Origin of the sequence: Cohnella baijiui (assembly GCF_020731285.1) — a bacterium.
Taxonomy (GTDB): Bacteria; Bacillota; Bacilli; order Paenibacillales; family Paenibacillaceae; genus Cohnella.
In genome coordinates, this window is the sequence record NZ_JAJFOW010000045.1 from 1 (window position 1) to 24,095 (window position 24,095).

The 24,095-nt window shown below is 58.7% G+C and carries 21 protein-coding genes and 1 pseudogene; 13 read left to right on the forward strand and 9 right to left on the reverse strand.

Going from position 1 to position 24,095, the window contains the following annotated elements:
• Positions 1–312: 312 nt before the first annotated feature.
• Both LKX83_RS27130 and gyrA read right to left on the reverse strand, forming a co-directional pair.
• Positions 313–1,380 carry an HD-GYP domain-containing protein gene (locus LKX83_RS27130; RefSeq protein WP_227885976.1) on the reverse strand — a complete coding sequence of 356 codons (1,068 nt, stop codon included), beginning with the start codon at positions 1,378–1,380 and terminating at the stop codon, positions 313–315.
• Positions 1,381–1,406: 26 nt separating this feature from the next.
• Positions 1,407–3,902, reverse strand: a complete 2,496-nt coding sequence (gene gyrA / locus LKX83_RS27135; protein WP_227885977.1) for a DNA gyrase subunit A — start codon at positions 3,900–3,902, stop codon at positions 1,407–1,409.
• A gap of 133 nt (positions 3,903–4,035) precedes the next feature.
• Here gyrA and LKX83_RS27140 point away from each other — a divergent pair, with 133 nt between their 5' ends.
• Entirely contained in the window at positions 4,036–4,851 is an 816-nt protein-coding gene (locus LKX83_RS27140; protein ID WP_227885978.1) for a YheC/YheD family protein, read from the forward strand.
• Positions 4,852–5,036: 185 nt separating this feature from the next.
• Here the strand turns inward: LKX83_RS27140 and gyrB are convergent, their stop codons facing one another.
• The 6 genes from gyrB to dnaA form a co-directional block, all read right to left on the reverse strand.
• Complete coding sequence (gyrB, locus tag LKX83_RS27145; protein WP_255654931.1) at positions 5,037–6,953, reverse strand: DNA topoisomerase (ATP-hydrolyzing) subunit B; 1,917 nt, start codon at positions 6,951–6,953, stop codon at positions 5,037–5,039.
• Between the two features lie 37 nt (positions 6,954–6,990).
• The gene (remB, locus tag LKX83_RS27150) at positions 6,991–7,239 is read right to left on the reverse strand and encodes an extracellular matrix regulator RemB (RefSeq protein ID WP_227885980.1); all 249 of its coding nucleotides are present in this window, start codon (positions 7,237–7,239) and stop codon (positions 6,991–6,993) included.
• Between the two features lie 27 nt (positions 7,240–7,266).
• A complete protein-coding gene (recF, locus tag LKX83_RS27155) occupies positions 7,267–8,385 on the reverse strand; it encodes a DNA replication/repair protein RecF (RefSeq protein ID WP_227885981.1) in 1,119 nt (372 codons plus the stop codon).
• 22 nt (positions 8,386–8,407) lie between these two features.
• Positions 8,408–8,623 (reverse strand): S4 domain-containing protein YaaA, encoded by a 216-nt coding sequence (gene yaaA, locus LKX83_RS27160; RefSeq protein ID WP_227885982.1) that lies wholly within the window; start codon positions 8,621–8,623, stop codon positions 8,408–8,410.
• Between the two features lie 13 nt (positions 8,624–8,636).
• Positions 8,637–9,779, reverse strand: coding sequence for a DNA polymerase III subunit beta (dnaN, locus tag LKX83_RS27165; protein ID WP_227885983.1), 1,143 nt, complete (start codon positions 9,777–9,779; stop codon positions 8,637–8,639).
• 297 nt (positions 9,780–10,076) lie between these two features.
• Positions 10,077–11,429: a chromosomal replication initiator protein DnaA gene (gene dnaA, locus LKX83_RS27170; RefSeq protein ID WP_227885984.1), complete on the reverse strand. Its 1,353-nt coding sequence runs from the start codon at positions 11,427–11,429 to the stop codon at positions 10,077–10,079.
• 475 nt (positions 11,430–11,904) lie between these two features.
• Here dnaA and rpmH point away from each other — a divergent pair, with 475 nt between their 5' ends.
• The 12 genes and pseudogenes from rpmH (at position 11,905) to LKX83_RS27230 (ending at position 23,412) form a co-directional block, all read left to right on the forward strand.
• On the forward strand, positions 11,905–12,039 hold the full coding sequence (gene rpmH / locus LKX83_RS27175) for a 50S ribosomal protein L34 (RefSeq protein WP_084423307.1): 135 nt from the start codon (positions 11,905–11,907) through the stop codon (positions 12,037–12,039).
• 104 nt (positions 12,040–12,143) lie between these two features.
• A pseudogene (gene rnpA, locus LKX83_RS27180) lies at positions 12,144–12,485 on the forward strand (ribonuclease P protein component); the annotation flags it as partial.
• 479 nt (positions 12,486–12,964) lie between these two features.
• A complete protein-coding gene (locus LKX83_RS27185) occupies positions 12,965–13,765 on the forward strand; it encodes a YidC/Oxa1 family membrane protein insertase (protein ID WP_227886021.1) in 801 nt (266 codons plus the stop codon).
• A complete protein-coding gene (gene jag, locus LKX83_RS27190; protein WP_227885985.1) occupies positions 13,692–14,321 on the forward strand; it encodes an RNA-binding cell elongation regulator Jag/EloR in 630 nt (209 codons plus the stop codon). The genes LKX83_RS27185 and jag overlap by 74 nt, the downstream gene beginning before the upstream one ends.
• Positions 14,322–14,504: 183 nt before the next feature.
• The gene (gene mnmE / locus LKX83_RS27195; RefSeq protein ID WP_227885986.1) at positions 14,505–15,881 is read left to right on the forward strand and encodes a tRNA uridine-5-carboxymethylaminomethyl(34) synthesis GTPase MnmE; all 1,377 of its coding nucleotides are present in this window, start codon (positions 14,505–14,507) and stop codon (positions 15,879–15,881) included.
• A gap of 26 nt (positions 15,882–15,907) precedes the next feature.
• Entirely contained in the window at positions 15,908–17,809 is a 1,902-nt protein-coding gene (gene mnmG, locus LKX83_RS27200; protein ID WP_227885987.1) for a tRNA uridine-5-carboxymethylaminomethyl(34) synthesis enzyme MnmG, read from the forward strand.
• Positions 17,809–18,540: a 16S rRNA (guanine(527)-N(7))-methyltransferase RsmG gene (gene rsmG / locus LKX83_RS27205; RefSeq protein WP_227886022.1), complete on the forward strand. Its 732-nt coding sequence runs from the start codon at positions 17,809–17,811 to the stop codon at positions 18,538–18,540. The genes mnmG and rsmG overlap by 1 nt, the downstream gene beginning before the upstream one ends.
• A gap of 393 nt (positions 18,541–18,933) precedes the next feature.
• A complete protein-coding gene (gene noc, locus LKX83_RS27210) occupies positions 18,934–19,761 on the forward strand; it encodes a nucleoid occlusion protein (RefSeq protein WP_227885988.1) in 828 nt (275 codons plus the stop codon).
• Between the two features lie 111 nt (positions 19,762–19,872).
• Positions 19,873–20,646, forward strand: coding sequence for a ParA family protein (locus LKX83_RS27215; protein WP_227885989.1), 774 nt, complete (start codon positions 19,873–19,875; stop codon positions 20,644–20,646).
• Positions 20,627–21,478, forward strand: coding sequence for a ParB/RepB/Spo0J family partition protein (locus tag LKX83_RS27220; protein ID WP_227885990.1), 852 nt, complete (start codon positions 20,627–20,629; stop codon positions 21,476–21,478). Before LKX83_RS27215 ends, LKX83_RS27220 begins: the two co-directional genes overlap by 20 nt.
• Positions 21,479–21,690: 212 nt before the next feature.
• Positions 21,691–22,857, forward strand: coding sequence for an aminotransferase class V-fold PLP-dependent enzyme (locus tag LKX83_RS27225; RefSeq protein WP_227885991.1), 1,167 nt, complete (start codon positions 21,691–21,693; stop codon positions 22,855–22,857).
• A gap of 66 nt (positions 22,858–22,923) precedes the next feature.
• On the forward strand, positions 22,924–23,412 hold the full coding sequence (locus LKX83_RS27230; protein WP_227885992.1) for a DUF4446 family protein: 489 nt from the start codon (positions 22,924–22,926) through the stop codon (positions 23,410–23,412).
• Here the strand turns inward: LKX83_RS27230 and yyaC are convergent.
• A complete protein-coding gene (gene yyaC / locus LKX83_RS27235; RefSeq protein WP_227885993.1) occupies positions 23,387–24,004 on the reverse strand; it encodes a spore protease YyaC in 618 nt (205 codons plus the stop codon). The genes LKX83_RS27230 and yyaC overlap by 26 nt on opposite strands.
• Positions 24,005–24,095 lie beyond the last annotated feature (91 nt).

Below are 24,095 nucleotides of genomic sequence, written 5' to 3' on the forward strand. Positions count from 1 at the left end.
GGCGACAGGGTCCGTTGTAAGCTTACGCTCGATGTTCAGTTTTCAAGGAGCAATCTTGTCTTCGCGCTCGGCCTCGTTCTTGCTGGCCTCGCAGCGGCGACTTAAATAATATATCACGTTACACATGCCCATGCAAGTCTTTTTTTATTCTTTTTATAAATAACCCGAAATCCCTTGCCCCGCAAGGACTGCGGCTTCTCGAAGCCCTGTAAGGGAGGCGTATGGAAACGCGAAATTTGCGGCATTCTCTATAGAAAAGACCGGTATTCGGCGAACGCCGAACCCGGTCTTCATAAACGTGCGCGATGGCAATCACGGCGAGTAAATCGCGCAGATGTACAGGTCCCTCGTCTGGGCCAGATTCACGATCTCGCCGAAGATTGAAACCATCGGCCGCGTCGGATGCTGCCGATCGGTAAAGACGACTTCCCCGACACGGTTGTCGTTCAACTGAACGAGCATCCCGCTCTGGAACTGGGTCGTCTTTTCGACGAACGTCTGAACCATCAGCGGATCGAGCTTGCCGAACGCTTCGGCCTGGAGCTCCTCAAGCACGAGATAGGGCGACTGGGCTTCGCGGTGCGTCCGCGTGGACGTCATTGCATGGTACACGTCCGCCACCGCCACTACGCGGGCATAAGGATGGATCCGGTCTCCGGTCACCCGCATCGGATAGCCGCTGCCGTCGATCCGTTCATGATGCTGCAGCGCGGCGAGCGACACGCCCTGATTCAGAGATGCGACACCCTCGAGCATGCGGAAGCCGTAGACCGTGTGCTGACGCATCTCGTTCACTTCTTCGGGGGTCAAGCGTCCCGGCTTGCGGAAGATGGCCGGATCGACCCGCGTGTTCCCGATGTCGTGCAGCAGGCCGGCGAGAGCTGCCGGAACCAAGTCCTTCTCCGGCATCCTCATCCAGCGCGCCAACTGATAGGAAGTGAGCGCGGTCAGGATGCTGTTGCGGATCCAGGGCACGATCGCGACCTCCTGCGGCGGAACGAAGGTCAGCGCATGATAGTCCGCGATACGTTCCAGCAGCTCCTTCAACCCGTTGCGGATATCGAGAATGGGGAGTCTCTGACCGGGACTCATCATCTGGAACGTGACCTTCATCAGCTTCTCCATTCTGGAGAACGCTTGTTGGAGAGGCGTGAGCGGAGAGGAGGTCTCCTGCTGCTGCTCCTCCTCTTCCGCGGCCTCGACTTCACTTAGTCCTGCACGCCGGATATCGACGCTGGGGATGAGGTACGCCTGCAAGATCTCCAGGTCGCGCGGGCCCAGCACCCGTCCTTCCGGGAACAAGAGATTGCCGAAGCCCGTCTGGACTTCCCGACCCAGGCGGTCTCCCGATTGCACTTGCGCGATGGGCAGCACCGGCATGCCGCTTATCCTCCCCGTATCATCCGCTATTCAGCGGCGTCCGTGTTCTCCGAAGGAGCCGAACCTTCGGCGGCTTCGTCTTCTTGTTCATCGGTTTCTTCGTTCCGCGGAGCGCGAGCCACCGTCGCGACGAAGTCCTCGTCCTTGATGTTGATGAGCTTCACGCCTTGCGTGATCCGGCCCATCGTGTTGATGCCCGACATGCTCGTCCGGATGAGCGTCCCCGAGGACGTCATGATCATGAGATCCTCTTCGTCGGAGACGACCTTCAGCGAGACGATCGAGCCGTTTTTGTCCGTGACGTTCAACGTCTTGATCCCTTTGCCGCCGCGCGACTGCGTGCGGTACTCGGTCACCGGCGTACGCTTGCCGTAGCCCTTGGACGTGACGATAAGCACGTCGCGGGTCGGATCGGCGATATCCATGTCGATGACGCTGTCGCCTCCGTCGAGCGCGATCCCCTTGACGCCCGTCGCCGAGCGTCCCATCGAGCGAACGTCCTGCTCGGAGAAGCGGATGGACATCCCCTGTGCCGTCCCGATGACGATTTCGGCGTCGCCATCGGTCAGCTTGACGCCGATGAGGTCGTCGTCTTCGCGCAGCACGATCGCGATCAGGCCGACTTTGCGAATGTTCGCGTAATCGTCGAGCGGCGTCTTCTTGACGATGCCCGCACGGGTCGCGAAGAACAAGTACTTGTTCGGCTCGAACGACTCGACCGGAATGACGGCGTTGATCGTCTCGCCCTGCTCGATCTGGATCAGGTTGATGATCGGCGTGCCGCGGGCCGTCCGGCTGAGATCCGGGATCTCGTATGCCTTGAGCCGGAACACTCGCCCCTTGTTCGTGAAGAACAGGAGGAAGTGGTGCGTATTGGAAACGAACAGATGCTCGATAAAGTCGTCATTCTTCGTATCCATGCCGACGACGCCGCGTCCGCCCCGCTTCTGGCTGCGATAAGTGGATACCGGCAGGCGCTTGATGTAGCCGGTGTGCGTCATCGTGATGACGACGTCGTCGCGCGGGATCAGATCCTCGTCCAAAATCTCTTCGTCGCTGATCGTGATCTCGGTGCGGCGTTCGTCGCCGAAGCGCTCCTTGATCTCCTCCAGCTCGGTATCGATGATGTCCAGCACGAGCTGTTCGTCGGCGAGAATCGCCTTGTATTCCGCGATCTTGGCCAGGAGTTCCTGGTACTCGGCTTCGATCTTCTCGCGTTCGAGGCCGGTCAGGCGCTGCAGGCGCATCTCGAGGATCGCCTGCGCCTGGTCGTGGGACAGGCCAAAGCGCGACATCAAGCCTTCGCGGGCTTGATCCGTCGTCTGGGACGCGCGGATGAGCGCGATGACTTCATCCAGATGGTCGAGCGCGATGCGCAGACCTTCGAGAATGTGCGCGCGGGCTTCCGCTTTTTTCAGGTCGTACTCGGTCCGTCGGCGGATAACCTCGATCTGGTGCTGGATGTAGTGATGCAGCACGTCACGAAGGTTCAGCACCTTCGGTTCCTTGTTCACGATCGCGATCATGTTCACGCCGAAGCTCGACTGCATCGCCGTTTGCTTGTACAGGTTGTTCAGGACGACGTTCGGGTTGACGTCGCGGCGCAGCTCGATGACGATGCGCATCCCGTTGCGGTCGGACTCGTCCCGCAGGTCCGTGATGCCGTCGATTTTCTTCTCGCGGACGAGCTCGGCGATCTTCTCGACGAGGCGGGCCTTGTTAACCTGGTAGGGGATCTCGTGAACGATGATCCTCGCCTTGCCGTTATTCTCCTCGATCTCCGCGCGGGCCCGCATTGTGATAGAGCCTCGTCCGGTGTTGTAGGCCTGGCGAATGCCCTCGCGGCCCAAAATATAGCCGGCCGTAGGGAAGTCCGGGCCTTTGATGTATTCCATCAGGTCATTCGGCGTCAGTTCCGGATCCTTGATCAGCGCTTGGACGCCGTTGATGACTTCGGTCAGGTTGTGCGGAGGAATGTTCGTCGCCATGCCGACGGCGATACCGGTCGTGCCGTTGACGAGCAGATTCGGGAACCGTGCCGGCAGCACTTCCGGCTCGAGCTCCTCGCCGTCATAGTTCGGAATGAAGTTGACGGTCTCCTTGTTGATGTCCCGCAGCATCTCCATCGAGATCTTGGAAAGTCGCGACTCGGTGTACCGCATCGCCGCCGCCATGTCTCCGTCGATCGAGCCGAAGTTGCCGTGGCCTTCGACAAGCATGTAGCGCATCGAGAAGTCCTGCGCCATCCGCACCATCGCCTCGTAGATCGAGGAGTCGCCGTGCGGATGATACTTGCCCATGACGTCGCCGACGATACGGGCCGACTTCTTGAACGGCTTGTCCGGAGACATGCCGAGCTCGGACATGCCGTACAGGATGCGCCGAAGCACCGGCTTCAGGCCGTCCCGGACGTCCGGCAATGCACGGCTGACGATAATGCTCATTGCGTAACTCATAAACGATTCTCGCATCTCGACCCCGATATCGCGGTCGAAAAGTGCGGAGCGTTGCTCTTCCGCCATGCAGATCCTCCTTCAACATTGCACGCATATGGTCGCTAGCCACGGTACGCCATGGCTTGTGTCTTCATAAAGTAAAAAGGATGAATAATTCCATTATAGCATAATGTTGACGGGAAAGGTGGCGTGAACCCCTATGCCGATCCGCCGCGTCGTCAGCAAGTGGTCGAAGACCGACGCCCTTCTCGCTTCCCCCGAACTCCGTACCTACGTGCCCGATACGCGAAAATTCGGTCGCCCGGCGTTGGAAGAGATGCTCCACCGCTTCGGCATGGTCTACGTCAAACCGATCCGCGGCACGTTCGGCCTCGGCGTCATCCGCGTCGAGTACGATGCCTCCGCCGCCGAACCGTACTTCTTTCAATCCGGCGAGCGGCTGTACCGGTTCTCGTCGTTCGACGCCATGTACGCCGCGCTCCAGCGGGCCAAGCGTCCGCGGGATTATCTCGTTCAGCAGGGCATCGAGCTGCTGCGCCATAACGGACGGCGCTTCGACTTTCGGGTCATGGTCCAGCAGAGTCCAGCCGGCCGATGGGAGTCGACCGGCACGATCGGCCGGCTTGCGCACCCCCGCAAAATCGTGACCAACTACCACAGCGGGGGCACACCGATGCCGTTCGAGACGCTGATGAAGGAAGCGTGCGCCCAGCGCGGCATCTCCCTTGCCGACTACCATAAGTGGCTGCATCTCCTTGGGGTGCGTACGGTCCAGACGCTGGAGCGCCGGTTCCCGGGACTCAAGGAGGTCGGCATCGATGTCGCCGTCGACCGGGACATGAAGCCGTGGATCCTCGAAGTGAACACCAAGCCGGATCCGTATATATTTCTGCACCTGCCGGACCGAAGCGTCTATCGCCGCATTCGCGCCTACGCCGTCGCTTACGGACGCTTCCGCAAGAAGTCCAAGCGGGTCCATCGACGCCGTGGAGGCAGGCGGCGCACATCGGGGTAAACAAGTAAAAACGGCTTCGCCGTCCTCAGATGAGGGCGAGACGTTTTTATCGGAGACCATTTTGAAATGATAAAAGTGAAACTTATAAATTCTAAATGGTTAAAAAAGGAACACCCGCCGTTCGAACTCCGTTCGGCGGGCGGGTGCTGCGTAAGTTCCGGGTCGCAGGGCGGCCGAGACGCTTGCTAGATATCCAGGTCTTTCACGTGACGCGCATGCGCGTTAATGAAATCCCGGCGGGGTTCGACGTTGTCGCCCATGAGCGTATCGAACATGATGTCCGCCTGGATGGCGTCCTCGATGCGGACCTGGAGCATCGTGCGGCTCTCCGGATCCATCGTCGTCTCCCACAGCTGCTCGGCGTTCATCTCGCCGAGACCTTTGTACCGCTGGACGTTGACCTTGGCGCCTTCGCCGAACTCGGCGATGATCCGGTCGCGCTCCGCCTCCGTCTGCGAATAACGGACGACCTTGTTGCGCTCGATCTTGAACAGCGGCGGCTGCGCGATGTACACGTAGCCTTCCTCGATCAGGTTGCGCATGTACCGGTAGAAGAACGTCAGCAGCAGCGTGCGGATATGCGCGCCGTCGACGTCGGCGTCGGTCATGATGATGATCTTGTGGTAGCGTGCCTTCGAGATGTCGAAGTCTTCGCTGATCCCCGTGCCGAGCGCCGTGATGATCGCACGGATCTCGAGATTGGACAAGATGCGGTCGAGGCGGGCCTTCTCGACGTTCAGGATTTTGCCCCGCAGCGGCAGGATCGCCTGGAAGTGACGATCGCGGCCTTGCTTGGCCGAGCCGCCCGCAGAGTCGCCTTCGACGATGTACAGCTCGCTGATCGACGCGTCCTTGGACGAGCAGTCCGCGAGTTTGCCGGGAAGCGAGCTCACTTCGAGCGCGCCCTTGCGCCGTGTCAACTCGCGCGCCTTGCGCGCCGCTTCGCGGGCGCGGGAAGCCTGCAGCGACTTCTCGACGACCTTGCGCGCGACGCCCGGGTTCTCGCCCATGAATTCGAGCAGCTTATCCGCGAACAGCGATTCCACGATGCCGCGCACTTCGCTGTTGCCGAGCTTGGTCTTCGTCTGTCCTTCGAACTGCGGCTCCGGGATCTTGACGGAGATGATCGCCGTCAGCCCCTCGCGGCAGTCGTCGCCGGTCAGATTGGACTCGCTTTCCTTGATCATGCCCATCTTGCGGGCGTAGTCGTTGATGATCCGGGTGAGCGCGCTCTTGAAGCCGGATTCGTGGGTGCCGCCCTCGTGCGTGTTGATATTGTTCGCGAACGAATAGATGTTCTCGGTGTAGCTGTCGTTGTACTGCATCGCGATCTCGCACGCGATGTGGTCTCTCACGCCTTCGACGTAGATCGGCTGCTCGTGCAGCGCCTCGCGGGTCCGGTTGAGGTACTGTACGAACTCCATGATGCCGCCGTCGTATTTGAACGAATCGTGCATCCCCGTCCGCTCGTCGGTCAGCGTCAGCTGGATGCCCTTGTTCAGAAACGCCAGCTCGCGGATCCGGCCGACGAGGACGTCGTATTCGTAGACCGTCGTCTCGGTGAAGATCTCGGGGTCCGGCTTGAAGCTGACCGTCGTGCCGGTCTCCTCCGACGCACCGACGACCTTGACGTCGTATTGAGGGACGCCTCGGCGATATTCCTGCTGGTAGATCTGGCCGTGGAGCTTGACCTGTACCTTCACGTGCTCGGACAGCGCGTTCACGACCGAGACGCCGACGCCGTGGAGGCCGCCGGATACTTTGTAGCCTTCGCCGCCGAATTTGCCGCCGGCGTGAAGCACGGTCATGACGACTTCGAGCGTCGACTTTTTGAGCTTGACGTTTTCCCCGACCGGGATGCCCCGGCCGTTGTCGACGACGGTCACGCTATTATCTTCATGAACGATGACGTCCACCCGAGTGCAATATCCCGCCAGCGCTTCGTCGATACTGTTGTCGACGACTTCCCAAACGAGATGGTGAAGCCCCTTGCCGCTCGTCGAACCGATGTACATCCCGGGACGTTTGCGGACCGCTTCGAGGCCTTCGAGTACCTGAATCTGACTCTCATCGTACGAGTTGTGTTGCGAATTCACGGACAAATCCCTCCACCGCCTTCTTTACGTTGACGCGTTACCGCTACAAATCCACCAGATGATGAGCCCGCTTCTTGAGGGTAGACGACGAGATCGGCGAGTAGTACACCCTCTCTTCCGTGACGACGATCGATTTCGGCTCTTCTTCGCCGATCGTCTCGACTTCTCGGTTTTTGCGGGCTTGCGCGACGAATTGCCGGGACAGCTTGGAAGACTGCTCGATGGAAATGTCGAAGATCGCCACCAGCTGTGACGTTCGGATGATCTTTTCCCCGCCGAGATGGATATACATGTTTCGCCTCCTCTTCGCCCTCAGGTCTCAGGCCAGCACCGATCCATTGCGCACATGATAGATAGAGGCATCCTTCAGCCTGCTCATGTTCACGCTTTCGAGCCCCGTCGTCGTGATGAACGTCTGCACGCGGCTCTGGAACGTCTCGATCAGCTGGGTCTGCCGCTCTTGATCAAGCTCGGACAACACGTCGTCCAGCAATAGCAGGGGATATTCCCCGATCTCCTCGCGCATCAGCTCGAGCTCCGCGAGCTTGAGCGACAGCGCGGCCGTCCGCTGCTGGCCCTGCGATCCGAACGTTTGGACGTCTCTGCCGTTGATGGCGAACGCCAAGTCGTCCCGATGCGGGCCCACGAGCGTGGTGCCGCGCCGGAATTCCTGATCTTTGCCTTGTGTTAACTTTATCATAAATTGCTGCAATAAAGAAGATTGATCTTGGAAGGCCGCGGCGTCCCCGCCTCCGAATGAAGGCTTGTACTCCACCGTCAATTGTTCGGTTCCGCCCGTGATGCCGGCGTGAATCTTCTCCGCCCAGCGTTGGAGTTGATAGATAAAGTTTTGCCTTCTCTGCATCATTTTAACACCGCACTGCGCCAATTGTTCGTTCCACACTTCGAGCAGGTCCGCCGAAGCGCGGGACGGGTCGGTCGCCTTGAGGTAGTTGTTGCGCTGCTGCAAGATTTTCTGGTATTGGTGCGAATCGTACAAATAGCCGGGGTGCACCTGGCCGATCTCCATGTCCATGAAGCGGCGGCGCACACCCGGCGCACCCTTGACGATATCCAGATCTTCCGGCGCGAACAGCACGACGTTCAGCGTGCCGACGAAGCCGCTGAGCTTGCGCTGCTCGAGGCCGTTCACCTTCGCCTTCTTGCCCTGCGCGGACAGCTGGAGCTCGATCTCCGCGGTCCCGTGCCTGCGCTCGACTTCAGCTTTCAGCCTGGCGGACGATTCGCTCCAGCCAATCAATTCCTTGTCCTTCGAAGTGCGATGCGACTTGGTCAGCGCCAGCACGTGGATCGCCTCGAGCAGATTCGTCTTGCCCTGCGCGTTCGGTCCGATCATGATGTTGACGCCGGCGCCGGTCGCCAGCTCCAGATGGCTGAAGTTGCGGTAGCCGTGCAGTTCCAACCGATTCAGTTGCATCCGATGCTCCCTTTCCGTAGGCCTAGCGGGCGACGACCGTGAACGTGCCGCACCCTTCCACCTCGATCACATCGCCGGGCCGCAGCTTGCGGCCGCGGCGATTTTCCGGCTCTCCGTTCACCGTTACTTGGCGTTCCTGCAGGAAAAACTTCACTTCTCCCCCGGATCCGATGCAATCTCCCAGCTGCAGCAGCTGCTGCAGCTGGATGTACTCGGTCGAGATGTCGATTTCCTTCATCGTTCGCGGCTCCTTAGTTGGTCGTCCGGTACGGCAGAATGAGGTGCAGGCTGTTCTCGTGGTCCCGCGGTTTAATGATGATCGGGCTCATCGGTCCCGTGAAGCCGATGAAGAGCTGCTCGCTGTCGATAACCTTGAGCACGTCCAGCATGTACTTGGAGTTGAAGGCGATCCGCAGCTCTTCGCCGGTCAGCTCCGTGACATCAAGCTGCTCCTGTACGCGGCCGAGCTCCGAGGAGCTCGAGGAGATCTCGATGCCGCCGCTCTCGACCGTCGACAGGCGCACAATGTTGGTCTTCTCCTCGCGGGAGAGCAGATAGGCGCGGTCGATCGCGTCACTCAGCGATTTTGTGTGCAGCATCAGTTCTGTTTTGAAGTTGGTCGGAATAATCTTGGAAGTGTCGGGATAGGACCCGTCCAGCATCCGCGTGAAGAACATGACGTTGCCGAGCTTAAAGAGCACCTGGCTCTCCGCCACGACGATGTCGACAAGCATATTCTGGTCCGGAATGACCTTCGACAATTCGCCGAGCGTCTTGCCGGAAATGACGACGCCGGAGAAGCGCAGGCTCGGGTCGGTGTCGAGATTGACTCTGCAGGTGCCGAGCCGGTGACGGTCCGTCGCGACGAACTTCAATACGCCGTCCTGCAGGCTCCACAGCACCCCGGTGAGGATCGGCGTGGATTCGCTGGTGGTCACGGCGAATACGGTCTGGCGAATCATCGATTTCAGTACGTCGCCAGCAATGGAGAACACTTGATCCTCCTGCAAGGTCGGCAGGACGGGGAACTCCTCCGGATCGAGCCCGACGAGCTGGATCTCGGTTGCGCCCGAATGGATCATCGTTTGAAAACGGTCGCCGACCTCGATGTTCACTTCCTCGTTCGGAAGCTTCTTGACGATCTCGACGAAAAACTTCGCCGGCAGAACGACACTGCCCGCGCGGTGGACGGTCGCGTTCTGCTGTTCGGCGCGTTCGAGCGGAATAAAGCTCTGAATGGAAATATCGGTGTCGCTCGCCGTCAGCGTGACGCCGCGGTCGTTCGCATCGATCTTAATCCCGCTCAGGATCGGGATCGTGCTGCGGGAAGAGACGGCCTTGGATACATTCTGTACCGCTTCGTTCAATTCGTTGCGCAATATCGTCAATTTCATCGTATGCACCTCGTCGATTCGCCATATTGTAGCATGGTTAAAATAATAGTCGTAGTAGTAGGTCGCCTGAATATGTGGATAAGTCGAAAAAAGGCGAAAACGAAAGCCTATCCACATGTGCATGCTTTGTGCATAGGCGAAACGGTTATTCAGACGGTTGGCGGCGGCTTTCGATCCTCTTGGATCGGAGGTCTGTTCGGCGATCCGTCGCAAACGCGGCTCGGCGGCCGGCGCTTGGGATGGCGCGCGATCGAAAACGGGACCCCGTTGCGTACAAGGGGTCTCTGGATGTCGGCGTTACGTCAGACTTTTAATCTTTTCCGTTAAGTTGTTGAGGATCTTGTACAGCTCCTGGTCGACCTTGAGCTGCTGCGTAATCTTCTCGTGCGCGTGGATGACGGTCGTATGGTCGCGGCCGCCGAACGCGTCGCCGATCTTGGGCAGCGAGTAGTCCGTCAGCTCCCGCGACAGATACATTGCGATTTGCCGCGGATAAGCGACCGCCTTCGTTCGTTTCCGCGCTTTGAAGTCCTCCAGCTTGAGCCCGTAGAACTCCCCGACCCGCTGCTGGATATCCTGGATCGTGATGAGCCGGTTGCGCCCGGTCGGCAGGATGTCCTTCAGCGCTTCCGCGGCCAGATGGGCCGAAACGTCCTGATTCGTCAGCGACGAGTAGGCGACGATGCGGATGAGCGCGCCTTCGAGCTCGCGGATGTTCGAGTCGATCATGTTGGCGATGTAGATCATCGCTTCGTTCGGGATGTCGAGGTTCTCGGCCTTCGCCTTCTTGCGGAGAATGGCGATCCGCGTCTCCAGATCCGGCGGCTGAATATCCGTGATGAGACCCCATTCAAACCGGGAGCGAAGCCGCTCTTCGAGCGTCGGAATTTCCTTGGGCGTCCGGTCGCTCGAGATGATGATCTGCTTGTGCTCTTCGTGCAGGGCGTTGAACGTGTGGAAAAATTCTTCCTGTGTTCCGTCCTTGCCGGCGAGGAACTGGATGTCGTCGATCAGCAGGACGTCGATGTTGCGGTATTTGTTGCGGAAGCTTTCGCCCCGGTTGTCGCGGATCGCGTTGATGAATTCGTTCGTGAATTTCTCGGACGAGATGTAGACGACCTTCGAGCTCGGATTGTGCTCCAGAATGTAGTGCCCGATCGCGTGCATCAAGTGAGTCTTGCCGAGACCGACGCCTCCATAGAGGAAGAGAGGGTTGTACGCTTTGGCCGGCGCTTCGGCGACGGCCAAAGACGCGGCGTGGGCGAAGCGGTTGCCGGCCCCGATGACGAACGTATCGAACGTATATTTGGGATTGAGCATATGGGCGACGCTCTCATCGGGCGCGACGGCCTTGACGACCGGCATGGGCGAGAGCGGCATCGGCGGCTCCGAAGGGCGGATTTCTTCAATGGCAAACTTGACTTCAACGGGGCGATCCAGGTAGTCGGAAAGCGTCGAAGACACGAGTTTGGTGTAACGGGTCTCCAGCCATTCGGCGGCAAACGTCGTAGGGGCGGTCACGACGACCGTTTCCTCGTTCAGAAAGTTCGCCTTGGTCGCCTTGAACCAGGTATCGTAGCTGGGCTTGCTTAGCTTGGTTTGGATGACCGATAAGACCTGTTGCCAAATCTCGGTGTTTCGGCTGTCCACATGAAGTCACTCCTTTAACCCATCAGGCGGACGAAGGGCGGCGGTAATGTCGAAAGATGGCAACGCGATCGAGTTATCCACACAATTCCCTGAATTCTTTGCTGAGATGTCCATAAGAAGGGGGTTTTGTTCACAATGTTATACACAACCTGTTAATAAATCGCGGGGAAAAATCCGTTATCCACGTAGAATGGTCGAACTTATGATAGCAGATGAACCCGCTGAATACAATGAGTTTCACCGCGTTATCCACATTTTCAATAACTTGTGGATGAAATCTGTGCACAACACAAGATATTGTTGATAAATTGTGAGACAATTCGACAAGTTCGTGGGATAAGTCGGATTTCGTCTCTTTTTATACACATGTGAATATCTCCAACATTTGGCCGGACAGGGTTTTGATTGACTTTTGGGCGTTTGTATGGTTAAATATGAGGACATATGAGTTTCGAGAGTTAGGGGGTATCAACGAGTGGGCCCGACATTTAAACCGAATGTAAGCAAGCGGAAGAAGGTACATGGATTCCGCAGCCGCATGAGCACGAAGAACGGACGCAAAGTTCTGAAAGCTCGCCGCCAAAAAGGCCGGAAAGTGCTGTCTGCGTAAGGATAAAGACCACATCGGTGGTCTTTTTTCTTTGAATAGAGCCCATACTGATGGGAGAGAAATCTGGCAGACCGGCTCGCCGGCCGGCGATGGGGCGGTAAGAGATGCAGAGAAAGCTGCGCCTGCGCAACAGGGAAGACTTCAACCGCATATACAGGCAGGGCCGATCGTTTGCGAATTCGCAATTTGTCGTCTATTGGCGGCGCAAACCGGAACCCGGCCTTTTTCGCTTGGGCATTTCCGCCAGCAGCAAGCTGGGGGGCGCCGTCGTGCGCAATCGGATGAGGCGGATGATTAAGGAGATCGTGAGGCTGAACGCATCGCGGATCGTCGAAGACGTCGACATGATCCTGATCGTGCGGAAGCCGGCGCTTTCTCTTCCTTATATAGAGATGGAGAAGAGCGTACTTCACGTGCTGCGCAAAGCGGGATTGATCAAAGGTTCGACGCCCGCGCCGCCGCAGCAGCGAAGACCCGGTCCGCCGGGGGCGGGGGGCGGGAAGCCGCGGCCGAAAAACGTCCCGCCGCGCCCCTCGAAATGAGCGTGCGGAGCGGGTTGGGGACAGCCTGAAACGAACGGTTATCCCCAGAGGGCTCAAGCTTTTCGGGCGGCTTGCCGCGGCCTCGAAACCTTTTGTACTTGTGCATAAGGTTATGGTATAGTTAGCTTATGTTTTGCGATTTACGGCTTTTGGATTTTTTATCCTTGTTGGAATCGTTTTCGACGAGATACGGACCTGCCGCAGGCGAAGAAGGAGAAGCCGATTGACATACGATCTCCGAAGTGAACGTCTCGCCCCGAGCATGTAGGCGAAGCCGTTTTTCTTGCATGTGGACAACCGCTCCGTGTTATTGATGTAGAGGGGAGTTTTGGAGTTTGTTGCGAAACCGCAAAGGGTGGCTGATCACCGGCTCTTTGATCGCCATGATGTTGCTATTGTCCGGGTGTACGCCGAACACCCATACGACGACGACCGAGGGCCTGAAAAACGGCGGATGGTGGGATTCCAACGTCGTCTATTGGTTCTCCTTGATGCTGGACAAGTTCGCCGAGTGGTTCAACGGCGAATACGGCTTGTCCATCCTCGTGCTCGTGGTGATCGTCCGCACGATCATCCTTCCGCTCATGATCAAGCAGTACAAGAGCACGAAGGCGATGCAGAAGCTGCAGCCCGAGATGGCGAAGATCCGGGAGAAGCACAAGGACGACACCCGCAAGCAGCAGGAAGAAATGATGAAGCTTTACCAGGAACACCAGGTCAATCCGCTGGCGGGTTGCTTGCCGCTTTTAATCCAGATGCCGATCTTTATCGCGCTGTACCGCGGGATCACGGTCAACGAGCAAGTCCGCGAGCATACGTTCATGTGGCTAAAGCTGGGTTCTCCGGACCCTTACTATATCCTGCCGGTTGTCGCCGCACTGACGACGTTTATCCAGTCGAAGATGATGTCCGCGCAGCAGTCGCAGCAGATGGCCGCCATGAAGGGCCTGATGTTCATCTTCCCGGTACTGATCTTCGTCATGGCCCTCTCGTTCCCGGCCGCGCTGCCGCTGTACTGGATTTACAGCAACATCTACACCATTGTGCAGAACTATTTCATGTATGGACGCAAGCCTAAACCGGAAGGTAACGGCAAGGAGGCCATTCCTGATGAAAAAGCTCGCAGCAACGGCAACGGCAAGCGGAAAGTCAGTGGAGGAGGCAATAAGAAACGGTCTCGCTAAGCTCGGAACAAGCGAAGACCGCGTCAAGGTCACCGTGCTCGAACAGCCCAGCAAAGGGCTGTTCGGGCTAATCGGCGTCAAGGAAGCGAAGGTCGAGCTGGAGCTGTTGCCCGACGGGGTGGACGAAGCGATCCAGTTTCTCGAAGAAGTGACCGAGTCGATGAATACGAAGGTGACGATGGAACGGATTGAGACGCAGGACGAGGTCCGCATCAACTTGAACGGAACGGATCTCGGCATCCTGATCGGCCGCAGGGGGCAGACGCTCGACGCGCTCCAGTATTTGACGAACATCGTGGCCAACCGTCACTCCGATCGTCATCTGAAGATCGTGCTGGACGCCGAGCAGTTCCGCGAGCGGCGGCGGCAGACGCTCGAGTCGCTGTCGGAGCGGATGGCGTCGCGGGTCATCCGAACGAAGAAGGATATTGTGCTGGAGCCGATGAGCTCGCTCGAGCGCAAGATCATCCATGCGCGGCTGCAATCGCATCCGCAGGTAAGGACTTATAGCCAGGGCGACGAGCCGAATCGCTGCATCGTCATTGCACTCAAGTAAAACAATCTGCACTACGCAATGGATTCCGCACGCGGAGCATTGCGTTTTTTTTGAATCGTCTTAGAACCTCGCGCAAGCTTCCCGCTAAAAACGTATTCGCCCAGGCAGCGGCCGGCGAATCCGTTTTTACTTGTTTCATGGAATGGAAAGCCTAAGCGTAGATGGCCAAATGAGGGAGCACCCATGAACGAAGATACGATAGCCGCGGTGGCGACCGCGCTCGGAGAAGGCAGCATCGCGGTCGTGCGCGTCAGCGGGCCCGATGCCGTCGAGCGCGTCGCGCCGCTGTTCAAGTCGAAGACGAATTTGCGGGACGTCCAGACGCATACGGTGAATTATGGCTGGATCGCCGATCCGGGCACCGGAGAGGTGTTCGACGAAGTGTTGGTCACGGTGATGAAAGGTCCACGCTCGTTCACCGCGGAAGACGTCGTGGAGATCAGCGCGCACGGGGGCATCGTCGCCGTTCAATCCGTGCTGGAGCTGCTGCTGCGCAGCGGCGTGCGGATGGCGGAGCCGGGCGAATTTACGAAGCGCGCGTTCCTGAACGGGCGGATCGACCTCGCGCAGGCCGAGGCGGTCATCGATCTCATCCGTTCGAAGTCGAACAAGGCGTTCCAAGTCGCGCGCAAGCAGGCGGAGGGAGCGCTGTCGAAGGAGATTACGCCGCTCAAGGCGCAATTGATCGAACTGCTGGCGCATGTCGAAGTGAACATCGACTATCCCGAGCACGACGTGGCCGAAGTGACGGCCGGCGTCATCCGGGATACGTGCCGGCAGGTGCTGAATCAGGTCGAACGGCTGCTCCAGACTGCGAACGAAGGCAAAATTTTGCGCGAAGGAATCGTCACGGCGATCGTCGGACGTCCGAACGCGGGCAAGTCGTCGTTGCTGAACGCACTCGCGCGCGACAACAAAGCGATCGTAACGGATATTCCCGGGACGACGCGGGATATCGTCGAAGAGTCGGTGACGCTGTCGGGCATTCCGCTGCGGCTGCTCGACACGGCCGGTATTCGGGAGACGGAAGACGTCGTCGAACGGATCGGCGTCGAACGCTCGCGCGGCGCGCTCGGGGACGCCGATCTGATCCTTCTCGTGCTGAATCGGCACGAACCGCTGCACGAAGACGAGCTGCAGCTCCTTGAGGAGCTGCGGGACCGTTCGACGATCGTCGTGCTGAACAAGACCGACCTCGAAGCGCGTCTCGACATGGAGGAAGTTACGCGCCGCTACCCCGAAGAGCGGATCGTGTCGATCTCAGCGCGGGAGGGGACGGGAATCGACTTGCTGGAGAAGGCGGTGTCGAAGCTGTTTTTCGGCGGCGCCATCGAATCCGGCGATCTGACCTACGTGAGCAACGTTCGCCACATTTCGCTCCTTCATCGTGCCAAGCAATCGCTGGAGGATGCGATCGCATCGGCGGACGACGGCATTCCCGTCGATCTGATTCAGATCGACATCGCGTCGGCATGGGAGGTTTTGGGGGAGATCGTCGGGGATTCTGTCGGAGAATCGCTGTTGGATCAGATTTTCTCGAAATTCTGTCTGGGCAAATGAGGAAGACCAAGGAGGGTGAAAGACGAATGGGATACTTGGCGGGAGAATATGACGTTATCGTCATCGGCGCCGGGCATGCGGGCTGCGAAGCGGCGCTCGCGGCCGCGCGGATGGGGAGCGAGACGCTCCTTCTGACGATTAATCTCGATATGGTGGCGTTCATGCCCTGCAATCCGTCGGTCGGCGGTCCGGCCAAAGGACATGTCGTGCGCGAGATCGACGCGCTCGGCGGGGAGATGGGACGCAACATCGACAAGACGTTCATCCAGATGCGGATGCTGAATACGGGCAAAGGCCCGGCCGTGCATGCGCTGCGCGCGCAAGCCGACAAATTTCTGTACCAGCATACGATGAAGGAAACGATCGAAAAGCAGGACCATCTGACGATGAGGCAGGGAATGGCCGAAGAGCTGATCGTCGAAGACGGCGTATGCCGCGGCGTCGTCACGAAGACGGGGGCGGAGTACCGGGCGAAGACGGTCGTGCTGACGACCGGCACCTATCTGCGCGGCAAAGTGATCATGGGCGAGTTGATGTACGAGAGCGGTCCGAACAACCAGCAGCCGTCCGTGAAGCTGTCGGAGTCGCTGCGCCAGCAGGGGCTGCAGCTCGTTCGCTTCAAAACCGGAACGCCGCCGCGCGTGCACCAAGACACGATCGACTTCAGCAAGACGGAAATCCAGCCCGGCGACGACAAGCCGAAGTACTTTTCCTACGAGACCGAATATGCCGAGCAAGCGGGCGACCAGCTCCCGTGCTGGTTGACGTACACGTCCGAGGAAACGCATCGGATCATCAATGACAACCTGCACCGCGCGCCGATGTTTTCCGGCGCGATCGAGGGCACGGGCCCGCGGTATTGCCCGTCCATCGAAGACAAGATCGTCCGCTTCGCCGACAAACCAAAGCATCAGATCTTCCTGGAGCCGGAAGGCCGGAATACGAAGGAGTACTACGTTCAAGGGCTGTCTACGAGCATGCCCGAGGATGTGCAGCTGCAAATTCTGCGCTCGATTCCGGGGCTGGAGAAAGTCGAAATGATGCGCACCGGCTACGCCATCGAGTACGATGCGGTCGTTCCGACGCAGCTGTGGCCGTCGCTGGAAACGAAGGTCGTTTCGCACTTGTTCACGGCAGGGCAAATCAACGGCACCTCGGGTTATGAGGAGGCGGCCGGCCAAGGCATCATGGCCGGCATCAACGCGGCCCGCAAAGCCCAAGGACGCGAACCGGTTATCATCGATCGCTCGCAGGGCTATATCGGCGTCATGATCGACGATCTCGTGACCAAGGGCACGAACGAGCCGTACCGTCTCTTGACGTCTCGCGCCGAATACCGGCTGCTGCTTCGCCACGACAATGCCGATCTGCGTCTTACGCCGCTCGGCTACGAGATCGGCCTCATCTCGGAAGAGCGTCATGCGAAGTTCCTCGACAAGAAGCGCCTCGTCGACGAGGAGATCGCGCGCCTGAAGGAAACGAAATTCAAGCCGGACGAAGCGGTTCAATCGATGCTCGCCGAGAGCGGATCGGCGCCGCTGCAAAACACGGTGGACGGCGTTACGCTGCTGCGCAGACCGGAAGTGACCTACGCGTTTCTCGCGCGGCTGTCGCCTTCGCCCGTCGAACTGACGGACGACATGAAGGAACAAGTCGAGATTCAGATCAAGTACACCGGCTATATCGAGAAGCAGCTGCAGCAGGTCGAACGGTTGGGGAAAATGGAGAAAAAGAAAATCCCCGACGACATCGACTACGCCGGCATCCATGGCCTGGCGACGGAGGCCAAGCAGAAGCTCGCCCAGATCCGTCCGCTGTCGATCGGGCAGGCATCGCGAATTTCGGGCGTGACGCCGGCCGATCTGTCGATCCTCCTCGTCCATCTGGAACAATATAACCGGGTTTCGACGGCGCGGCAAAGCGGATGATGGATGAATTGCAGCAGCGGTTCCGGACGTTCGCCGCCGGGATCCGCATCGATCTGTCGGACCGTCAGTTGGAGCATTATGAGGCGTATTACCGGATGCTGGTGGAGTGGAACGAGAAAATGAACCTGACGGGCATCACGGAGCGAGAGGCGGTCTACGAGAAGCACTTCTACGACTCGCTCACCGTCTCGCTCGTCCCGGAGGCGGAGAAGGCCGCAACGCTCGCGGACATCGGCTCGGGCGCGGGTTTCCCGTCGATTCCGCTCAAAATCGCCTTCCCGTCGCTCCGCATCGCCATCGTCGATTCGCTCGCCAAGCGTATCCGTTTCCTCGAAGCGGTTGTCGCTGAGCTGGGGCTCGAAGACGTCGCGTTAATCCATGGCCGGGCGGAAGACGTCGGACGACTGCCAGCCCACCGCGACCGCTACGACATTGTGACGGCGCGGGCTGTCGCCCGGCTCGCCGGACTGAACGAGCTTTGCCTGCCTTTCGCCAAGCCGGGCGGTCTGTTCATCGCGATGAAGGGGTCGGACCCGTCGGAGGAGATCGCAGAGAGCAAGTACAGTCTCGGGCAGCTGAAAGGACGGTTTCGCGAGGCGAAGCGTCTGTCGCTGCCAATCGAGCAGTCCGAACGTCAGTTGGTCGTAATCGAAAAGACGGCGGCGACGCCCAAAGCGTATCCCCGCAAGGCGGGCATTCCGCTCAAGACGCCTCTGCTGAGCGGCAGCTAAGCCTGCCCGCCAGAAGCACGCAAAATGTCTATCCATGTTTCACGTGGAACATCTTCCTGTCGCTCGATGACGACAACCATGTTTCACGTGGAACATTTTTTGTTTACGGCTGTCGATCCGTCAGGATTTCCGTTTGATCGGCTGACGATCGAGCGCGCCGGCACGATCGAGTCGCGATTGTTTGTCGTTGGACTTGTTTCTTCTATTTAAATAGCGAAGTGCTAGATGAAAGTATTTTCAAAAGCAGGAATCGCGTCGCGCATATCGAATATATACCAATGAGCAAATCGACGTGCCGCATATGCGCCTCGGAGGCGTGAAATGGCGGCGCTTTTTCGTCGCTACGGAGCCCTATTGACCATTCTATAAGACAAACGTGGTGGGATAGAAGAGATGAGAGAACCATTGTCACCATTGTCACGTATCTTCGGATTGACCGATCGGAGCGGACAGGAAGAAGTTAGACAAATACCCGTTGCGGATATCGTGCCGAGCCCGTACCAACCGCGCTCGGTATTTGACGATGACCGGATCGACGAACTGTGCCAAACGATCAAGACGCTCGGCATCATTCAGCCGATTGTCGTACGCGTTCGCGACGGCAAGTACGAGCTGATCGCCGGCGAGCGACGTTGGCGCGCCGTCACGAAGCTCGGAATGGAACAGATCCCGGCGATCGTACGCGAGATTAACGACTCTCAAGCCGCCTCGATGGCGCTGATCGAGAACCTCCAGCGCGAAGGACTGACGGCGATCGAAGAAGCAATCGCCTATCAGAGGCTCATCGACCTGCACCAGCTGACCCAGGAGAGTCTGGCTCAGCGGCTCGGCAAGAGCCAGTCGACGATTGCCAACAAGATCCGGTTGCTGCAGCTAGGCGAAGCCGTGAAGTCCGCGCTCATGGAGCGCAAGATCACGGAACGCCATGCACGGGCGATGCTCGCGCTGCCGAACGAAGAGATGCAGGTGAAGCTCCTGCAGGAGATCATCGACAAAGAGCTGAACGTTAAGCAGACCGAGACGCGGGTCGCTTTCCTGCTGGAAGCGAGCAAGCCTGCGCGGGCCAAGCGGATCTCCTTCACCAAGGACGTGCGCCTTGCGCTGAACACGATTCGCCAGTCCGTGGACATGGTAACCGGATCGGGCATCCCGATCAAGTCCAGCGAGCGCGACTGCGACGACCACATCGAAATCATCATCCAGATCCCTAAGCGCAACTAAAGCGGAGTACAGGCATAACACAGTGCCGTCTCCCACCCGCCGGGCGGGCGCACGGATACGCGCAGCGTCGGCGGCACCGCCGGCGAGGTAGTCAACAATGAGGTGAACGGTTTGTCCAAAATAATTGCCATTGCCAATCAAAAGGGCGGTGTCGGGAAGACGACGACCGCCGTCAACCTTGGCGCTTGTCTGTCCACGCTCGGGCGCAAAGTGCTCATCGTGGACATCGACGCCCAAGGCAATACGACGAGCGGCATCGGAATCAACAAGGCCGACGTGGAATATTGCATCTATGACATACTCATCAACGATATCCATCCGAAGCAAGCCATCGTGGATACGGGGCTGCCGAATCTCAAGTTGATTCCGGCAACCATCCAGCTGGCCGGCGCGGAGATCGAGCTGGTCCCGACCATCTCCCGTGAAGTGCGCCTCAAAAAGGCATTGGCGATGGTACGCAACGAATTCGACTATATCCTGATCGATTGCCCGCCGTCGCTCGGCATCCTGACGATCAACTCGCTCACGGCGTCCGATTCGGTCATCATTCCGATCCAGTGCGAATACTACGCGCTTGAGGGACTCAGTCAGCTGCTCAATACGATCCGACTCGTCCAAAAGCATCTGAATACTTCGCTGCAGATCGAAGGCGTGCTCCTGACGATGTTCGACGCGCGCACGAATCTCGGCATCCAAGTCATCGAAGAAGTGAAAAAGTATTTCCAGCAAAAAGTGTACCAGACGGTGATTCCGCGTAATGTCCGGCTGAGCGAAGCGCCATCACACGGTCAGTCCATCATCACGTACGATCCGAAATCAAAAGGCGCCGAGGTGTATCTCGAGCTGGCGAAGGAAGTGATTACGTATGAGCAAGCGGCTAGGTAAGGGACTCGACGCGCTCATCACGTCCCTGTCGATCAAGGAAGACGACAAAATTGTAGAGATCCCATTGGCGCAACTGCGCGCCAACCCCTATCAGCCTCGCAAAACGTTCGACGACGAAGCGATCAAGGAATTGGCCGAATCGATTCGCGAGCACGGCGTCATCCAGCCGATCATCGTGCGGACGGCGCTCCGCGGCTTCGAGATCATCGCGGGCGAGCGGCGGTTCCGCGCTTCCCAGCTGCTGGGCAATCCGACGATTCCCGCCGTCGTCCGTTCCTATAGCGACCAGCAGGTCATGGAGATTGCGCTCATCGAGAACGTGCAGCGCGAAGACCTGAATGCCATTGAAGTCGCGATCGCGTATCAGGCGATTATGAACCAATTCTCCTTGACCCAGGAGGAGCTCTCGCTCAAGGTCGGCAAGTCGCGGTCGCACATCGCGAATTTCTTGCGTTTGCTGGCGCTGCCGGACGAGATCAAGGAGCATGTTTCACGTGGAACATTGTCCATGGGGCACGCGCGAGCGATCGCCGGCATCAAGGAGGACGACAAGCGCAGAGAGCTGGCCAAGCTGACCGTCCAGCAAAATTGGAGCGTCCGCGAGCTGGAGGATGCGGTTCAGCAAACGGATGCGAATGTGAAGGGGACCAAGGCGAAGCCCAAAGCCAAAAAACGAGACCCTTATCTAGAGCAAATCGAAGAGACGCTGCGGGAGAGATTCCAGACGACCGTGCGGATCAAGCCGAACAAAGAAAAAGGCCGGATCGAACTGGCCTATTACGGCAAAAACGACCTCGAACGTCTGCTAGAAATTCTCCAAGCAAACGCCTAATCTGCGACTCTCCCGATAGCATACCTGAGTTGTAATCTTCCTGGGGAAGGTTTAAACTTAGGTATGCTATCCTTGATCATACGGCATTTTATCGATTCGGGAGCCTTGCCGGCAGCCGAAGTGCAAGACGGGAAAGACCTGTGCCAATCGCCGCGAAGAAGCTTGTTTGACGATAGAAAAGATGAGCTTTGACGATAGATGGAGGGGCAGCTATGAGCAATCGACCGATCGTCTATCTGGATCATGCGGCCACCTCTTGGCCGAAGCCTCCGACCGTTCTGGAGGCGATGGAGCGCTGCATGAGGGAAGCCGCCGCGAATCCGGGGAGAGGCAGCCACGAGATGGCGGTGCGCGCCAGCCGCGTGCTATTCGAAGGGCGCAAGGCGCTCGCCCGATTGTTTCGCATCCCCAACCCGAACGATATCGCCTTTACGCTGAACACGACGCATGGCTTGAATATGGCGATCCAGGGGCTGCTGAAGCCGGGAGACCACGCGATCTCCACGTCGGTCGAGCACAACTCGGTCCGGCGTCCGTTGGAGGCGCTGAAGCGCAGACTCGGAATCGAGGTTACATACGTGTCGACCGACGAGCGCGGCGTGCTGGATCCGGCGGCGCTGCGGGAAGCCATCCGCCCGACGACGAAGCTGATCGCGGCCACGCACAGCTCTAACCTGCTGGGCACGATCCTGCCGATCGGAGACATCGGCGAGATCGCGAAGAAGGCGGGCGCACGGCTTCTGGTCGACGCGGCGCAGAGCGCGGGTGTGCTCGATATCGACGTGAACGCGATGAACGTCGACTTGCTCGCTTTCCCGGGACACAAGGGCTTGCTCGGCCCGCAGGGAACCGGCGGTCTCTATATCCATCCGGATCTCGATCTCGAGCCGCTCCTCTACGGAGGGACGGGCAGCCGATCCGAGGATCCGGATCAGCCAGCCGTGCGTCCGGACCGCTACGAGGCGGGGACGCCGAACACGGTCGGCATCGCCGGATTAACCGCAGGCGTGAAGTTCGTGTTGTCCGAAACGGTGCAGCGCATCCATGCCAAGGAACTGGCGCTCACTCGCCAACTGATGGCGGGCCTAAGCGAATTGCCGGGACTGCGCATCCTGGGGCCGGACTCGTCGGTGGAGCGCACCGCGATCGTCTCCTTCGTCATGGAGGGGATCGACCCGTCCGAGACGGCGTTTCTGCTGGACCGGCAGTTCGGCATCGCCGTCCGTTCGGGATTCCATTGCACGCCGCTCGGCCACGAGAGCGCCCGGACTTTGGAAACCGGGGCGGTACGCGCCAGCGCGGGATATTTTACGCAGGAATCGGACATCGTATCTCTGATTGCCGCCGTCAGGGAGATCGGCGAGACGCTGCGCGGTTAAACGGGCGTCAAATAGGAAACGGAACGCGGGCGCCAAACGCAAGACAGAACTTTGGGGGAGACAAGCGTGAATTGGGATGAAAATATATGGTTGGGCATCGTGGCCGGCGAAGGGCTGCTGCTGCTGATCGTGCTGATTTGGGTTATCGCTTTGACGTCGAGACTGTCGAAGCTGCGCAAATCGCACCGGAAGTTGGTAGGCGAGACCGGCGTCACGCAGCTGGAGGATGTGTTGGACGTTTTGCACCACAGACTTGGAGAAGTAGAGTCCAAGCAGAGTCATCAAGACAATCGCTTCCTGCAACAAGACAAACGCCTCACCGCGCTCAAAGGGCGGGTCGGCGTTCACCGGTTTAACGCTTTTTCGGATCAAGGCAGCGATCTGAGCTTTTCGATCGCGATCGTGAACGACGAGCAGGACGGGGTCGTCATCACCGGGATCCATAGCCGAGAGCAGGCGTTCTTGTACGCGAAACCGCTGGACAAAGGGCAATCCGCCTACATGCTGTCCCCCGAAGAGAAGACCGCCATTACTCAGGCCATGCAAAAGGAATAACGGCATCGCGCGTATTGCGGATGGCCGAGAGCAGACACTGCGCGATAACTTCGGACATCTTCATCACGAGATTAAGACGGGTATTCTGAAGAACGAAGTACTCCATAAAGCCGCCGACGTTCACGATGCCGGTCATATGGATGTCGCCGACAGGCGGCAGATCCTTGTTCACGCCGGCACCCGGCCTTACCGGACCGGAGCCGAGCTGGATGCAGCCGACGCTGGAGACTTGTCCGAGGCAAGCGTCGATCGCGATCACGAAAGGCTGACGGGACGTCCGCATGATCTTGAGCAGCGTGTCGCTCAAGTTCATAGCATGGACAGGCTCATCAAGCGTGCCGTACAGGTCGAACATCGCGTTCTGCTCGCGAGCAAGCGTGCTCCCGACCAAGGGGCCGAGCGAATCGCCGGTAGATCGGTCGGTGCCGACGCAGACGACGACGATGCGGCGCTCCGGGGACAGATGCGCGAGATGGCTCTCGAGCCGTTGCGTGATGCGCTGTGTAACGGAAGGTTCGTTATAAGGAATCTTTAAAGAGAGCGCGGCCGCTTCGTGCGCGGAGCCGGGCCGTTTCTCCCAAGCGCCATTCATTCGCCTGCTTCGCCTCCTCCCATGGAATGTTACTAGTATATGGACGGGGCGGGGCATTTATACTTCGCGAACCAGAAAGGATCCGTTTCAC

Excerpts from the sequence above, each read along its gene's own strand:
- LKX83_RS27130 (WP_227885976.1), bottom strand. The coding sequence starts at position 1,380 with ATGCCGGTGCTGCCCATCGCGCAAGTGCAATCGGGAGACCGCCTGGGT.
- gyrA (WP_227885977.1), bottom strand. The coding sequence starts at position 3,902 with ATGGCGGAAGAGCAACGCTCCGCACTTTTCGACCGCGATATCGGGGTC.
- LKX83_RS27140 (WP_227885978.1), top strand. The coding sequence starts at position 4,036 with ATGCCGATCCGCCGCGTCGTCAGCAAGTGGTCGAAGACCGACGCCCTT.
- remB (WP_227885980.1), bottom strand. The coding sequence starts at position 7,239 with ATGTATATCCATCTCGGCGGGGAAAAGATCATCCGAACGTCACAGCTG.
- recF (WP_227885981.1), bottom strand. The coding sequence starts at position 8,385 with ATGCAACTGAATCGGTTGGAACTGCACGGCTACCGCAACTTCAGCCAT.
- yaaA (WP_227885982.1), bottom strand. The coding sequence starts at position 8,623 with ATGAAGGAAATCGACATCTCGACCGAGTACATCCAGCTGCAGCAGCTG.
- dnaN (WP_227885983.1), bottom strand. The coding sequence starts at position 9,779 with ATGAAATTGACGATATTGCGCAACGAATTGAACGAAGCGGTACAGAAT.
- LKX83_RS27185 (WP_227886021.1), top strand. The coding sequence starts at position 12,965 with ATGATGTTGCTATTGTCCGGGTGTACGCCGAACACCCATACGACGACG.
- jag (WP_227885985.1), top strand. The coding sequence starts at position 13,692 with ATGAAAAAGCTCGCAGCAACGGCAACGGCAAGCGGAAAGTCAGTGGAG.
- mnmE (WP_227885986.1), top strand. The coding sequence starts at position 14,505 with ATGAACGAAGATACGATAGCCGCGGTGGCGACCGCGCTCGGAGAAGGC.
- mnmG (WP_227885987.1), top strand. The coding sequence starts at position 15,908 with ATGGGATACTTGGCGGGAGAATATGACGTTATCGTCATCGGCGCCGGG.
- rsmG (WP_227886022.1), top strand. The coding sequence starts at position 17,809 with ATGGATGAATTGCAGCAGCGGTTCCGGACGTTCGCCGCCGGGATCCGC.
- noc (WP_227885988.1), top strand. The coding sequence starts at position 18,934 with ATGAGAGAACCATTGTCACCATTGTCACGTATCTTCGGATTGACCGAT.
- LKX83_RS27220 (WP_227885990.1), top strand. The coding sequence starts at position 20,627 with ATGAGCAAGCGGCTAGGTAAGGGACTCGACGCGCTCATCACGTCCCTG.
- LKX83_RS27225 (WP_227885991.1), top strand. The coding sequence starts at position 21,691 with ATGAGCAATCGACCGATCGTCTATCTGGATCATGCGGCCACCTCTTGG.
- yyaC (WP_227885993.1), bottom strand. The coding sequence starts at position 24,004 with ATGAATGGCGCTTGGGAGAAACGGCCCGGCTCCGCGCACGAAGCGGCC.